Raw genomic sequence first — 15,044 nt, forward strand, 5'->3', positions numbered from 1 at the left:
TTAATGGAGGGGACCCGCGCCAGCGGGGCGCAGGCCGTTCATGCCGCGCAAGCCCCTTGTGGCCGCGCCTGCGGTGCTACGGTCCGCGATGAAGGCGACCGGCGAGGCGGATCAGCCCCGGGGTCCTGGCGACCTGGACACGCGGGCCAGCGCAGGCGAGGAGCCGGAGCGCAGGCCCACGCCTCGCGCGCGGGTAACGCGCGCGCAAACTCGACCCTTGCCCCCTGGTTCACGATTGGTGACACACAGCCTGTGGACAAACGCGTGATTCCTCGGCATCAATTACGATCTGAAGGAAGCCGCCACTGAAGCGGTTTAAGCAGGACCCGTCGTTCGATGTGGCCCCACAGGGAGTACCGGTCGCGCACCGGCTCAGTGACGACACCGTGTCGTCCGCGCCAGGCAGCGTGGCCAGGCATCGACGCAGATCGCCTCCAGCGCCCATCGCCACGGGATGTCCGAACTGGCCGCCAGCGGGCGGCCTGACAGGAGATCGCGCCATGCTGGACCGAGATCAACTAGAGACTTTCGCCACCGTCGCCGAGCAGCACAGTTTCGAGCGCGCCGCCACGGTCCTGAACATCACCCGCGGCGCCGTCTCCCAGCGGGTCAAGGCGCTCGAAGAGTCCCTGGCCATCGTGCTGCTGCTGCGCGACAAGCCCGTTATGCCCACGGCTGCAGGCGAGGCCCTGCTGCGCCACGTGAAGGCCCTGCGCCTGCTGGAAGCCTCGTCCTTGCGGGAACTCGGCGTCTCGGCCGATGCCGACCGGCCCGTGCCGCTGGCCATCGCGGTCAACGCGGATTCGCTGGCCACCTGGTTCCAGCCCTTGCTGCGCGAACTCTTCGCCCGGCGGCTGGTGGCCCTGGAGGTCATCACCGACGACCAGGATCACACCTCGGATCGCCTGCAGCGCGGCGAGGTCGTGGGCTGCATCTCCACCGATGCCAAGGCCGCCAGCGGCTTCCTGTCCGAGCCCCTGGGGGCCATGGCCTACCGCTGCTATGCCACACCGGGCTTCATCGCCGAGTTCCTGCGCGGCGGCCTGACGGTGCCCAACGTCCTGCGCGCGCCAGCCGTGCTGTTCAACCGCAAGGACGCCCTGCACGATGACTTCCTGCACAGGAAGTTCGGCATGCGCATCGACCGCTACCCGCGCCACTACTTGCCCTCTCCCACCGCTCTGCTGGACGGCATTGCGATGGGCGCAGGCTACGGGCTGGCCCCCTCCATCCAGGCGCAGGCCCTGGTCCAGGACGGCACGCTGCAGGAACTGGCGCCAGACGACCCGGTGCAGGTGGACCTGTACTGGCACCACTGGGAGACTGAGCCGCCCATCGCGCGTGACATCACCGCGATGATCGTCGGCCATGCCGCCAACTGCCTCATCCAGCCGCAGGCCTCGAGCGGCCACCCTCAGTCACCTTCGGCCCCGATGCCCCCAGTGACGGCGAACCGTGCGGTACCCGGGCACCCAGTGAGCGCGCTGTAGGGCCATCCGGACCGCAGCGGCCGATGCCAAACCGACCAGGAGTGCGACCCCTTCAACATTCGGCACCGCCCCGCCCAGCGCACCGGCCGCGAACACCGTGACCGAGCCGACACAACCCGCCGCGATCACCCAGATCTCATCCACAGGTTGGCCCGCCTCGTGGCGCAGCAGACCGACCAGGCTGATCCCCACGCTGGCGATGTAGACCACGTTGACCGAGACCATGGTGTCGACAATCGGCCAGCCCGCGGCCGTCAAGGCGGTGGCCACGGTCAGCGCCAGCGTTGCCATGGGCCATGAGGACCGTGGCACATGACGGACCTGCGCCGCCTGGAGCGCAGACACCATCGCCCGAAGTACCGCCGCCCCTGAACCCAGCGCTGCCATGCCCAGCATGGTCAGCATCACCGGCCCGGCCGCGGATGACAGGTCACCCACGGCCAGCGCCAAAGCCAGTGGCACTGCCTGCTTGGCCTCCGTCACCCAAGGCCACGAAGGTTGCGCAATGGCCGAGAGCACCACAGCCGGCGGCAGAAATGCCAGGAGCAGCAGCACAGCACCGGCCAACAGGCAGCCGCGGACCGCTGCGCCAGGCCCTCGGGCGGCCAACACGAACTGGTGATAGTCAGCGCCCGTACAGACCAGCAGCCCGACGCCGACCCCAATTGTCACCATCTGGGCCAGGCCCAGCGACGGCAATGCGTCGACGAACTCCGGCAAAGCCACCGCGTACAGCGCCAGCCCACCGTTCCTCATCAGAGCAAGGAACAACACCGCCGCGCTCATGGCCAGACAGGCGGCGAAGATCCAGGAGGCCGCCCGCAACTGGAATCGGGAGGCCACAAGGACAAGCGCGATGGCCATCGCATGGGCTGTCCATGGCCCTGCGCCTAGCAGCCGCGCCACTGCCACCGCGCCATGCAGCTGCGCGGCCAGCACCCCCGCCATCCAGACCACCGACAGCAGCGCCACCAGGCGCCGCACCCGCTCCCCGCACCGGTCGCCAAACAGATCCCACACGGCGCGTCCGGCCTGCCACAACCGGCCGGCAAACGCCGCCATCCCGAGCATGCCCAGGCCAGTGGCCACACCATAGACCGCGCCGGCCATGCCGTAGCGCAAGGCATGTTCACCAGAGCCAAACAGAAAGCCGATGCCGTAGCTGGCCGACACCAACAGGGCGGCCACCTGCAGCGCGCCGAGCGTGCGCTCGGTCAAGCCCTCGACCCCCGCTGCCAGGCCGACACGGCCGGGGCCGGGCCCAAGAAGTAGGTGCGACACACCTCCGCCTTCGCCCGGTACTCCGGCAGTGCCGAGAAAACCCGCTGCGCCTCTGGCAGCCGGTAGTAGGGAACGGCCGGGAGCAGATGGTGGGTCAGGTGGTAGGCGTTGTTGCGGGGATGGAAGAGCAGCGACCAGAGCCCTGCCGCCCGGATGTCCCGAGTGAAGCTGAAGACCCCGCCAGGCGTCAGGCCATGGTGATCACACATCTCCCGGAAGGTGGTGATGACGTGGAAGGTGGTGGCGCGCGCGGCCAGCCACAGGGCCAGCATGGCCACTGTGGCCTGCGCACCCACAGCGGCGGCGAGCACAGCCATGAGCGCAGCCCACCAGGCCAGGACATACATCCGCCTCCACAAGGGAACTGCGCCATCGATCAGATGCCCCCAGGTGGACCCGAGCCAGGCGCGCAGCGAGAAGATGTTCAGGGTCACCGCCCGCACCCAGGAGCCGGCCTTCTCTGGCGGAATCGGAATCAGGTCAGGATCCGTCCCGGCCGCGCCCAAGCCCTGGTGATGACGGAAGTGCAGTTCGCGGTAGCGCGACAGACTCTGGAACAGCAGCGGCGCGATGAGCGCGCGGGTGACCAGATCGTTCACTCGCCGGTTGCGGCTGAAGTTCCGGTGAGCAGCGTCATGCAGAAGGTTGCCCAGTGCACGCTGCCGATTGCCCAGCATCAGCAGACTGACCGGTATCGCCCATGGCTGCTGGAGTGTCAGCAGTAGCGCCGCGGCGATGACCACGAGGTCCACCGCCACATCCCGGATGGGGCACCAGGCCGTCAGTTCCAGCAGCGGCAGATGCGGATTCCCGGCGCGCCGCAGCGACTGCCGGTGCAAGGCGATGTCGGAGAGCACTTGCGAACGGGTGGGCATGGCCAACCTCCTTGCAGGCGGCCGTCGGGCCCGACAACTGCTGCCCCACCAATGACACCGTCATCCCAGCCGCGCCCGCAAGGTAGCAAGACGGCTTGGGGAATGACCGAGGTTTAGGAATTTTCGCGGGAGGTCAGCCAAGCTAAACGCACCTGGATGACCGACCAGAAGACACACGAAACAAGGTGCACCCAAAGCGATGGGAAGCCCATAAACTCGACCGCAACGAGTTCGGGCTGACAGGAGGGAATCCGGATGACCGCTGTTCGCGATCTGCACGAACTGTGCCGACAGATGACGCCGACCCTGGCCGATGACGTCTTCGTCTACTGCAGCTTCAGCGACTTCCGCCTACCCGACGGATTGGACCCTGTCTGCACATTCCGAGAGTCCGAAGGCCTGACCGCCATCGTCGGCAAGCAGGCGGCCGACATGGCGGGCATTCCTTACACCTTCCCCTGCCGCCTGATCACCCTTGCGGTCCACTCCTCGCTCGATGCTGTCGGCTTCCTGGCCTGCATCACCGACCGCCTGGCCCAGGCCGATATCGCCTGCAATGCCGTGGCAGGCTTCCACCATGACCACCTGTTTGTGCCTGCTGAGCGAGCGGTGCAAGCGCTTGAGGTTCTCCGCAGCTTGGCCGGAGAGACTTGCTTGCTTTGAACGACCCGGAAGAATCGGCACAAGAAGTCGAACGACACTTCAGGTGACTACACCCGCTTCAAACTGGTTGCGGTCAGTCGAATTTCGAACCCGTAAGGCCGCTCAAACCGCCCTACCGGTTATCCACTGCATCGAAAGCTGCTCTGCTGGCCTCATATCTCGGGAGTTCAATGACGGCAAAGTCAGACACCACATGCATCTGGGGACGCAATGTTGATTTCGTTGGTTGCCATCGGCGACTCGTTTCATAAGAAGGGGCACGGGTCGCGTTTCGGCGTCAGGATGCTCGTGCGGCGGATAGCACGCGTCACGCCAACTCGCAGCGCCAATAGATCTTGTGCGTAGGCTCTTTGGTTATCTGGTGCCCTGGCAATGCGCTGAAACATGCCGTCGTAGATGAGGACCTCGTCGAACTCCTTGCCCTTCGACTTGTGGATCGTCATGACGTGAATGCCGCGCCAGTCCTTTTGAGCCGCAGCGAAGTGCTCTTGCATTAAGGCGCTGCGCACCGCCTCTTCAGCACCCTGATACCCACCCTGTGCACGCCAAAGTGAGCCCAGGTTGGTCCGCAGCATCGAGCCGCGGTGAAGCAGTCGTAGATAGCGGGCGTCAGTCGCGACTTGCTTCAACACATCCGCGGATGATGACGCTAGCAGACCACGAAGGTGCAGCCAGTCTTCCGCAGGGTCACCCGTCAACTGCAGTTGCTGCCGCTCTGTAGAAATGCGTTGAACCTCGCTGACGATCAACTGGCGCTTGGCGCCACGGACCTTTCCCGTGGTCATGAAGCCACTGAGGGCACCCGCCAAGTCAAGTTCCGGTTGTGGGGTGGGTCTGCCTCCGCGCCGACCGCGAATATGCGAGTGAAGGGCTCCGAGCACCCGGCTCGCCACATCCCCAGCCGTGCCTCCCTCCAGCAAGGTGGCGATGACGCCAGCGGCCAGGGCCGGCGGCTCTGCATCCATCGCGACGTCATGATGCAATTCCGGCAAGCCGTCTGCCGCCGAAGATAGGTAGTCGGAAAACTCAAGCATCAACCGCTTGGAGGGCACCAGGACGGCGATCGACTTGTCCGGCACGGTCTGGAGGCGGTTCAGAGCCGAGCACAGCGCAGCCTTGGCGCTGAAGTGCAGGCTCTTGCCATTCATAAAGCCGTAACGAGTGACCTTGACCTGCTGATAGGTCTTGCCTTTGTTCGCCCCAGTGAGAAGGTCGTTCCCGTAGGTCGTTATGTCGGTGCCGCTGCTGCGGTAGTTCTCGCCCGCGAAATCGAAGTGCTTCGCTTGAAAGACCTCCAAGAACTCGCCCACCCGTCTGGGGTCAGCGCCGCGGAACTCATAGATCCGCTGGTCGGGATCGGCCAGCGCGATCAGGCGACTGCGTTGCCCGAGCTGCTGGATAAGTGCCCATTCATCACTGTTCGTGTCCTGGAATTCGTCGAGGATGACGATGGGATAACTGTCGGAAAAGATGGCGGCCAGCCGACCACTCCTTCGAAGCAGTTCGCTGACCAAGCGGGCGAACAGGTCGAAGTGCAGCCGCCCCTCCTGCTCGAAAAGCCGCTGCTTCTCGGCATCGTGATGGTCTCTTTCGATGTCGGTCAGGTGCGCTGCCGCTTCAGGCGGCGGCAAGAGCTGCACGTCTCGCCTGCCATTCAGCAGATAGGCATGGCTCCTGAGAATGGTCCATGCGAAGCCATGGTACGTGCTGACCTCCAGCCATTGCAGATCCTCGCGTGAGATCAGTTCCGAAGCCTTTTCGATGATGCGCGCGACAGTCGGTCTGGCGAAGCTCAAGAACAGGATCTTCTGCCCTGGCTTGAGCGTTCCCGTTCGAATTTCGTCCCGTGCTTTCACCAACGCGACGTGCGTCTTCCCAGCGCCAGGTCCCCCCAGCGCCAGGGCATGCTCGGCGCACACCAAGAAGCCTAGCTTCTGATCGCTCCACAAGGCAGTCATGCCAACGGCTTCGGCGGGAAAGGATGAAACTTCGCGTATGCCGGCGCCGCTGGAACGGGATCGGCTGGAGCAACTGGGTCGTCGGCCTCGGCTGCAGCCACTGCCACCTCTGCGGCGGCTCCAGCGTCCTCGGCGGGCAGTGGCGGCGGCTCAATTGCATTCTTGATGGACACCAATGTGGCTCTCACGTATTCAGGCATGTCGTTGACGGTTGGACACGACGCGAGCAGGTCGCCGGCGTCGCCGCCGCCTTTCGCCCAGCCAAAGTATTCCGACAGCATCGACTGCAGGTCGACCAGCGGCGTGGTGGCTGTAGGTGTCTTCGCCGCGAGGTGTGGCGGCCAGTCGCCAGCGGCGACTACAGCGGCTGCATAGCCGCGGAGTGCGGCCTCGGAGGTTCCATGCAGCACGAGGTTCTCGAAGCCCTTGGTCGCAGACTCGTAGGCATGATCCACCGAGGCAACGATTGCAGCTAGCGCCTCCGGCGCCTGCTTGTCGAACACGGCAAACACGGTTTTGCCGAGCGACCGGAAGAACGCGCCCAACGGAGCGACATTGGTCTCGCCGCGTGCATCGACGATCGCCACGCCGAGGTTTTCGAGTGACTTGAATCGCGTGGCGTCCAGGTCGCAAAGCCGGCGGGCTGCGGCAGGCAGCGCGTCGACCTCCGTGCGGCCCTCCAGGACAAGCACGTATCGGGCCAGTAGAGCCTCGCAGAACCGCGTTCGAAACTCGGTGCGATAGGCCTTGGGCTTGACTGATGGCGGGTACGAAGCCGGCATCCCGGTCATGACGCCAGCTGCTCGCTTGAGAACGAGAACCTGGCCCGGGTCAAACTCCTCAAGCACATAGGGAGAATGGGATGTGAAGATGGCCTGCGCCGACTTTTGGCGCAACGAATTGATGATGCGCTTCTGGGTGTGCGGCGGAAGCGCGATCTCTGGCTCTTCCATTGCGAAGATCACCTTCTGCTTCAGCTCGGCGATGATGGACAGAAGAGCCAACACCAGCACGTTGATCGTGCCCGTGCCTTGATGCTGATACGGCGCGGAGTAGATGGATCCGTCCGGCCTCGTCGCGCCGGTGCCCATGAAGACGGTCAGGGTGCGGCGGAGCATGTCTCGGGTGAGATCCGAAACCCGCATGTGGGGTTGCTCAGCCCAGTCGGATGGCACGTAGTGCCGCACCGCCTCTTGGACAGAGGCCAGCAGTTCGCCGATTTCCTCGCCTTCGCCAACCGGAAGCGCCCTCAACTGGCCGAGCAAGTCCTCCCACATAGTCAGCCGTGTCTCTTTCAGCCGGAGTATCACGTCCAACAATGAGCCACGTTCCAGGCTGAGGGCACGGGCGCCAGTGCGAAGAGTGCGCAGATATAGGAAGCCACACTTTCGCTTGTCCGGCGTCGAGAAGCGCACGTAGGACCCCTCCGCCGTTTCGGGAATGGCGTAGTAGGTGTCTCCGGTGAAATCGTCCTCATCGACGTCGTACCAGCCGTTGAAGAAGACGCGCATCGCCGCGCCGACGTGGGGTGCGTCCGTACCTTCTGGAGGCGGCCCGTCAAGCAACGCCTTGGCGTTTGCGTCCCACCACTCGACGTGATCGCGGAAGTGTCGTTGCTGCTCCTCGGAGAGGCCGGCGACAATCACCTCGACTTGAATCGAGATCACCTCCTTCTTGGCCGGGTCCACGTACTTCCCGGCGTAGAAATCGTGTTCGTCAACCACGGGACGGCGACTGAGACGCTCTGGCCCGAGCACCAGGTCCACCGCTTCCAGCAACGTGGACTTCCCGGCATTGTTGTCACCGACAAAAACCGTATGTCCGGCAAGAAGGACCTCGCCGTCGGCGATGCCTCTGAAATTTCGGACGCGGACCCGCACAAGATGCATCTCAAACCTCCCCGCCAAGTAATATCCAGGCCAGACTTCTTAGGGGCCATAGTAGGCGGGATTCAGCGCAACCTTGCGTGGACAACCGCTACTGGACCGTGAACGTGCATTCACGTAGCCACCACCACGGGCCGCAACCGCTGCGATGCCGATTCCCACTTGATGGCAGGCAGGTTGAGACTGGACTGAGACGTTCGCGTCCACGGGCCGAACGTCATCTCCCGCCGAGATCGGCCCTTCGCGCCGCCTCGTCTCGAAGGGCCGCTGCCATCACAAAGCGCACGGTCGAGGCGTCCTGCCAAGTTGCAGCGCCCGGACGACCGCTTCCATTTCGGACGAACTCACCAAGCCGACCCGGCGCGGACTATCGACTCTGCCACCCAGCGTGCCGGAAGCGGACTGCCAACGCATAAGTCTTCCGCCGTATCGGGGAAGCGCAAGACAACAGATCCTAGGGGTTGAAAACTACTTGCCCAGCCGCAGCCTTGTGCGCCATAGCCCGGTCCGTTCCGTTACCTTATGGATCGCCGAGCGTGCGCTTGGCCGCGTCTATCATCTTGCGGGTCGAATCGATGAGCTCGCGCTGTTCCTCTTCCCGTGTTCGCATCAACGAATGCCATCCTCCAAAGGACCTAAGGATGCGCTCGGTGTCCTTGTAGCCCATGTTGCGGAGATATGCGATCTTGCTTGGACTGAAGTCCAGCAGCGATTCCATCCAGGGAAGAATTCCATCTCCTTGCTGGACGGGCTCACTCGGCGAGATTTCAAGAATCGCTTGGTCCGGGAAGCCGCCTCGCCACCAAGCCGACCCATGCTGGAGTTTGATCACGATGATCAGGCCTGGCCGACCAAGTACGACCGGCAGCACGGGTATGTTGTCGACTAAGCCGCCGTCAACAAGCGTCATGCCATCTATCTGCCGGCTCGAAAGTGCGAACGGTATAGCGGCGCTCGCGAGCAAATAGTCGTGAATTTGGTGGCGAGGCAAGGTTTGCAGGTTGATCCAGTGCGGACGCAAGTCGTTCGACACCAGCGTAAGCAACAGGCGGTTTTTCGGCGAGAGTACCTCGCTAACCGTGACCCAAGTTGGCGCACTGGAGGCGATGCACGACAGGTTCACGAAGTCCTTGACGGCGTCGGCGATCGGCGTGTCGTCAAAGATCGCCGCACCATCAGCACATGAAAGCAGAGCCCGCGCGACGGCGTCAGGTCGGTGGCTGCCGAGCGGGGACTTCTTAGACAACATGTCCCAGAACCGGCAGGCCTTATCGACGCCAGCGCCGAACGATTCACTACCAGCCAGTACGCCAACGGTTAAGGCACCAATGCTCGTGCCAGAGTATTCCGTTGGACGAAGCCCGAGTTCCGCGAGGCGGGTTAGGCAGCCAGCGGCATACGCGCCCCGAGCACCTCCACCAGCGACGACCAGCACTGGACGGGCGTGGAGAAGATCCTCGTGTGACATGTCCTACTTGTCAAGCGGCCAAAACTGCACGACGAAGGGCCTGACCCTCGTCAAATATTCCGGAGCACAACTCCTCCATATCGAACACATATGGGATCTCAATGCCTTTCTCACGCGTCAAAGCGTGGGCGACTTGCGCGGCAGCCTTTTCTTCCATGACCAACGAGAGTTCGATGGTCAGCGACAAATAGCTGCGAATTGGGTATGCCAACTTCGCAGCGTAGATCCCTGCAGAGCTGATGGAGTCGATTAGATACGCCAGCAGCCTCCGATCACGGTCAGACATCGAAGCGATGCTCTGAGCGGTCGAATCGATCAAGGAAAATGCTCTCGTTCCGACTCTCGGGTGCAACTCTGCGAGGGCCGATTCGACCATGTGACGGTGCAGCGCAGTTCTCTGTTCGGGCAGCAGTCGATCCCACAAACTACTCGCGAGCGCATCATCGTCTATGAGTATTAGCTGATAGAGCCAAGAAAGCGCTTCGTAGCGGCGACCGCTTCGCCAGGCCAGGAACACGCCGTCGGTGTCAATCTTGCATTGGATGAAGGCTTCGACCGCGGCAAGGCGCTGCTCGTGATCGTGGACTTGATTCTGGATGATCCCTAAGCAGCGCTTCATGTCGTCAAGACGCTGATCGACCTCTCGCAGGCGCTGATCTGTTTGGTCGCGAACGGCGGCCGCCACTTCGACGGCGCGTTCCAGCGTCTTCTGGGTTAGAAGGAGCGCCCTGTCAGTCACGCTTTGATGTACGGACAGGTTTGCCACCAGTTGGCACAGAGCGCGCTGAGTGAGTAGCGCAAGCCGGTCGAAGTGTTGTTCTGCTGTGGTCGGAGCGACGCGATCTAGCATTCTACCCAACCGACTTTGGTTCGCCCGGCGGGTGAGACTCTCTTCCTGCCCTTGGAGTCCGCAAACCAAGTCAAGTAGGACGCGATCGCCAAGCGAGGGGATCCGCTGCAATAGTCCGCGCGGCAACAGATCATCGACTTCTATGTTGGAGGTCATCGGCGCAAGGAGTCCACAGGAACATAGGTAGACAGCTTGGTACCTCGCTGCCTTGCATCTTTAATCTCGTCCAATAGCTTGGCAGCATGGAGTCGCGTCAGTTCTTGCTCATGAACGCTGAGTTCCTTTTGCCTGAGCGCGCCCTCTAGATTGGCTTGGTAGGAGTCGAGATCATCGGATACCCGCTGAGTAAAGCGGTCGATCCTTCGGGCAACGTTTTCGCTCAAATAGGCGTCAAGGCTCTGGCGGACGGCAGCAATGTGGTCTCCGACGCTCGCAATCGCGTGGCGCGACAGGGTCTCGAGGTCAATGATGTATCGATCCTCATAGACCGCCGCTCGGTAAACCTGCCTCTCAACCTTGTGGTCGTAGAGCCAAAGCGTGTACCAGCGGGTTTCATAGGTTGTCTCCGTGTCATAGCCGGACTCACGAACCAACTGTGACTTCTTCTCTGCACGGAACGATATCTCCATCTCTCCAACGTCGAAGCGCACGTCAGGGACTTCGAGGCGAGCATTGAACGCCTTTTGCATCTGGTCGACCGAATTCTTGAGGATCGGCAACAACTCGTCTTCCACAATAAGTCGTACCTCTTGGACGAACTCGCGCACGAGCGTCTTGATCTCGATTCGCGCGCTGTTCAAGTGGGCCGTAAGGTACTGCTTGACATCATCGAGCAGGCGTTCAATTGCGGCGTCGGCGTCCGACTGCCTTTCGTACTGTATGGGCCCCCTCGACGATTGAAGCAATCCGCTCAAGAATCGCCTTATGAAGCCCTCGTCCTTGGTTGGTGCCAAATCCGCCTTGTCCTTCGTAGCTAATCGCCTTATGGTTTGGCCAACGTCGAGCCGTACTTGATCTAATAAAAGCTGGAGAGCAGTGTCCAGTTTTTTTTTCGCGCTGTCTTTGCGTCGGTCGATCTCCGCTCTGGCCTCGATCACCTTGAGCGCCTGCGTCTGCAGTTCTTCCACCTCTCTGCGGATGGACGCTGCGTTCGTGCCGCTTGAAGACAATCGGAGTTCAAGTGCATTCTTGAGGTCCGTCAGGATCCTGCCGCTAGCATGAAAAGCGGTCTCGAATACCTTTGGCCCGGCCCGCGTCATGAGCTCTGACAGAGAGCCTTCCAGAAACGGTTCCATCCTAGACTTCTTCCAGAATCGGCGCGCGAGATCCTTCAGTTGCTCTTCATCCATCCCATTGAGCTCTTCCTGGAGTTCCTCTTCCGTTTCGATCAGCGGATTCTTGCGCCGCACTAGCGCGCCAGCGTGAACGCGGGTCGACTCATCAGGCAGACAGCTGTCCGCCGCGTGGAGAAAGCTTGCTGCCTCTAGACCAAAAACCGCGGACATCTCGAAGAGGTGCCGGGAAGGGTCAAACCTTTCGATCTGTAGTTCTCGACTGACGTAGCTCCTCACCTGTTCCTGCGTCATGTCGCCAGCCTTGGAACGGGCATCAACTTTGTTTACCGCGACAATGAAGTTCGAATCTCCGACGCGCTCACGCATCCTGTCCACATGGGCACGAATCTTGGCGGCCGCCTCGGTGTTCAACTGCGTGTAATCCAGAACGAGCAGCACAACCGAACTCTCCTGCAGTTGGTGCTCAACGATGCGCTCGAGCCCCATCTCGGATTGGCTCGCTTCGTTGGGGCCGGGCGTGTCCACTATCACCAACTTGCCCATCCCGCGCGAGTCAACTCCGCCGGGAACCTTGCGAATCTGCACGGCGATTCGCGGAGTGTCTTCCGGTTCAAGCAGTGCAAGCGGGTTTGAGGATGGCACAACGTCGGCGCAGATGCGGGTGACGTCGTTCAGATACATCAGGACGTCTTGAATATCCGACTTGTCGTGAACTTCACTTTTCAAGGGCCTTGGCCCGTCGTCGCGAAGAGTCTTGGCGAGCGGGACCAGATGAGGGTACTGCGACAGACTCTTCTCAATGCTCACGTCGTCGTGCGAGATAAAGAACTGCCGAATAGCATTTGCCGCCACGCGAAAGCGCTCCCTAAGGCCCTGTGTCAGCGTCAGTATGGGATGGCCGCACTCCGGCTCATCGACAATCTCTGTCGGAATCGATGTCGCAGCAGAGTTGCGATTTGGGAGGAGATCCTGTCCCAGGATGGCATTGATGATCGTAGACTTGCCAGCCTTCATCGGCGCGACTACCACCAACCTCAACTCGAGGTGTTGTATCTGCCTTCGGAGGCCCTCAGCTTCGCGCGTGAGGGCAAGGAACTTCTCATGTGCCGCATCGCTAGGATCGGGATACAAGACCGCTCGGCACTCTGAGCACAACCGACCCAGCACAGCAAGAAAACTCAGCGTGTCCTGCTGATACCCGGCCCAGTCGGCGCCAATGGCGTCCTCGTTGCTCATTCTCTACCCCCTTGTGCACTCATTCTTGACTGCCGAGTCACTCATCAACAGTCGCGAGCGTTGACGATTCACCCGCAGAGTATTCGAGCCTACAGCGTAGCAAGTATCACTCAAAAGGCAGGACTCAAGGTGGCTGAACTCATACGGCCGTCGCTATCGAGTCCGCCACCTAGCGCAGCTCCACTCACGAACTAGGGATTGAGTGCCAGGGAAGGCGGTACCGGATCAGTTCTTGTGAGGATCCACGCTGCAGACGTACACGAACGGTAGGTTGTGGCCGGGACTACCAGTTCACACCCTCGCCAGGCAGCTGACAGTCAACTCGTCGGCCCCGTCCGCGAAGGTCAGCTGCCTGCCGCCTCATCGTAGACCCGGATCCGGCCATATGCTGACGGTGGCGGCAGGCAGATTTCTGGCATCCGAGGCAACCGAAATCTGGTCTATGGATCGAGGCCCCGGAGAGCTAGACACTCAGCAAGGCGAAGGCTGACACTTCCCATACCAAAACCTTTGGAGAAATAAGATAGACAACGGCTGGGCGTGCTCAGGGCGGCGCTGATGGTGTTGACAGGTATCGTGCATTCCTGGCTGGGTGAGCGCAAGGTGATTGCGGCCATGCTTCGCATCACCGATGCGGCGCTGCTGTCGGGCGTGCAGCAGCGCTTTCTGCGTGCCTGTCGGCACATCAGCACCGTGAGCTGGTTCGTCTTGGCGGCCACGCTGCTGTGCCAAAGCCTGCAGCCGCAGGCGCTGCGCGCGGCGGTGCTGGGTATCTCAATGCGCTGGCCATCGCGCTGATCGATGTGGCCAACTTCCGAGTGTCAGGCGGACACAACCCGGGCTGGGGGGACTGCCTGCTGGTGGAGTTGGTGGCCTCTGGAGCCGGCGCGGCACCGTCCTAGCGCGAGCGGTCGAGGCTGCCTCGGCCTAGCGTTCAGGGGCTCAAGTGCGGGTGCCGGTCCAGGACCGCCTGGAACGTGTCGTCCGACAGGATTGTCTGCAGATCGGGCTCGTCGTATTCGCGATAGAAGATGTCGCCGCGCGAGAACGAGGCCCTTTCATAGCCGGTCACTAGGCTACCGCCATCGACCGCCGTCTGGTTGTAATAGGTCAGGGCGTTGTTCAGCAGGTGATTCCAGATGTCCACCACCGTGTTGTGCGGTATGCCGACCACGGGAACATCGGCCAGAATTTGATAGACCGTATGCGAATAACGCTCAATGGCCGCGGTTTCGATGAAATACACGTCGTCCTGCACATGGCCGTAGGTCCAGGAACGTCTGCCGGCCAGGAAGTGCCGCGAATTGATAGCGTAGCCAAGGTCGTCCGGGCTGGGGAACCAGTTCAGCGGGTCGATGCCAATGAAACTCGCTTCCTCGAAACGGTAGCGCCAGTTGCGCTTTAGCGTGCTGGCATAGAAGCTGTTGCCCTTCCCCCGGCGCAGGTAGACATGGTCGTCATGGATCAAGCCTTGCATGGCATTGACGGCGAAGCGCAACACGACGTCTTGCTTGTAGGTCAGTTTCGACCGCTCCACCGAAGCGATGTTGTCCATGTTGAAGATGTGTACGAAGCGTGGCAGAAAGTCCCGCATCTGCTGGTCAATCTGCTGCTGCGTCACGCCGCTGGCGTGGAAGTACGCAACAAAGTGATTGCCGTGGTAGTTGCCCACGCCGTCGCGAACCGCCAGCAACTCGCTGAAGTTACCCTTGTTCTCGTTGCCCATCAAGGGTGCGGCGTACAGCCGGTCGCCATGTTCGCGCAGGAACTGGTTGGCCGGCTGGGTCACCAGTTCCTGGCGGCCCAGGTCAAACAGCTGCACCTGGCTCCCGTGTATGCCGTTGACGAACATCTCCTGTGCCAGGCCGCCGCCGACGACGGCGATCGGCCCATGCTTCTGCAGTGCCGTGCTGAGCTGGCCCGCCGTGATGATATTGCGCAGCGGCAGGTAGCCTATGTCCGCAGCCATGGCCGTGACGTCCATCTGCGCCAGGCCGAGGTTCTGGTCGAGAGCGTCCTTGAGAAGTTGGTTCATGTCCAGG

At 61.9% G+C, this 15,044-nt stretch carries 11 protein-coding genes; 3 read left to right on the plus strand and 8 right to left on the minus strand.

What is annotated here, in order from left to right; translation table 11 throughout:
- Positions 1-500: 500 nt before the first annotated feature.
- The gene (locus tag KAK07_RS22875) at positions 501-1,490 is read left to right on the plus strand and encodes an HTH-type transcriptional regulator ArgP (protein ID WP_210857235.1); all 990 of its coding nucleotides are present in this window, start codon (positions 501-503) and stop codon (positions 1,488-1,490) included.
- Here the strand turns inward: KAK07_RS22875 and KAK07_RS22880 are convergent.
- Both KAK07_RS22880 and KAK07_RS22885 read right to left on the minus strand, forming a co-directional pair.
- On the minus strand, positions 1,419-2,708 hold the full coding sequence (locus tag KAK07_RS22880) for an SLC5/6 family protein (protein ID WP_210857236.1): 1,290 nt from the start codon (positions 2,706-2,708) through the stop codon (positions 1,419-1,421). The genes KAK07_RS22875 and KAK07_RS22880 overlap by 72 nt on opposite strands.
- A complete protein-coding gene (locus KAK07_RS22885) occupies positions 2,705-3,646 on the minus strand; it encodes a fatty acid desaturase (protein WP_210857237.1) in 942 nt (313 codons plus the stop codon). The genes KAK07_RS22880 and KAK07_RS22885 overlap by 4 nt, the downstream gene beginning before the upstream one ends.
- A 255-nt stretch (positions 3,647-3,901) precedes the next feature.
- Here KAK07_RS22885 and KAK07_RS22890 point away from each other — a divergent pair, with 255 nt between their 5' ends.
- On the plus strand, positions 3,902-4,309 hold the full coding sequence (locus KAK07_RS22890; protein ID WP_210857238.1) for an ACT domain-containing protein: 408 nt from the start codon (positions 3,902-3,904) through the stop codon (positions 4,307-4,309).
- 245 nt (positions 4,310-4,554) lie between these two features.
- On the opposite strand, the gene KAK07_RS22895 is transcribed toward KAK07_RS22890, so the two are convergent.
- The 5 genes from KAK07_RS22895 to KAK07_RS22915 all read right to left on the minus strand — a co-directional run bounded on the left by KAK07_RS22895 (position 4,555) and on the right by KAK07_RS22915 (position 13,002).
- Entirely contained in the window at positions 4,555-6,267 is a 1,713-nt protein-coding gene (locus KAK07_RS22895; protein WP_247661401.1) for a UvrD-helicase domain-containing protein, read from the minus strand.
- Positions 6,264-8,156 carry an ATP-dependent nuclease gene (locus KAK07_RS22900; RefSeq protein WP_210857239.1) on the minus strand — a complete coding sequence of 631 codons (1,893 nt, stop codon included), beginning with the start codon at positions 8,154-8,156 and terminating at the stop codon, positions 6,264-6,266. The genes KAK07_RS22895 and KAK07_RS22900 overlap by 4 nt, the downstream gene beginning before the upstream one ends.
- A 517-nt stretch (positions 8,157-8,673) precedes the next feature.
- Complete coding sequence (locus KAK07_RS22905; RefSeq protein WP_210857240.1) at positions 8,674-9,621, minus strand: patatin-like phospholipase family protein; 948 nt, start codon at positions 9,619-9,621, stop codon at positions 8,674-8,676.
- A 10-nt stretch (positions 9,622-9,631) separates the two neighbouring features.
- Positions 9,632-10,627: a hypothetical protein gene (locus KAK07_RS22910; RefSeq protein WP_210857241.1), complete on the minus strand. Its 996-nt coding sequence runs from the start codon at positions 10,625-10,627 to the stop codon at positions 9,632-9,634.
- The gene (locus tag KAK07_RS22915) at positions 10,624-13,002 is read right to left on the minus strand and encodes a dynamin family protein (protein WP_210857242.1); all 2,379 of its coding nucleotides are present in this window, start codon (positions 13,000-13,002) and stop codon (positions 10,624-10,626) included. Before KAK07_RS22915 ends, KAK07_RS22910 begins: the two co-directional genes overlap by 4 nt.
- 540 nt (positions 13,003-13,542) lie before the next feature.
- Between KAK07_RS22915 and KAK07_RS22920 the strand changes: the two genes are divergently transcribed.
- On the plus strand, positions 13,543-13,800 hold the full coding sequence (locus tag KAK07_RS22920) for a hypothetical protein (RefSeq protein ID WP_210857243.1): 258 nt from the start codon (positions 13,543-13,545) through the stop codon (positions 13,798-13,800).
- Between the two features lie 136 nt (positions 13,801-13,936).
- Here KAK07_RS22920 and KAK07_RS22925 read toward each other — a convergent pair whose 3' ends face one another.
- A complete protein-coding gene (locus KAK07_RS22925; protein WP_210857244.1) occupies positions 13,937-15,037 on the minus strand; it encodes a hypothetical protein in 1,101 nt (366 codons plus the stop codon).
- Positions 15,038-15,044 lie beyond the last annotated feature (7 nt).

It is taken from the genome of Ideonella alba (genome assembly GCF_018069875.1).
GTDB classification, from domain to species: domain Bacteria; phylum Pseudomonadota; class Gammaproteobacteria; order Burkholderiales; family Burkholderiaceae_C; genus Ideonella; species Ideonella alba.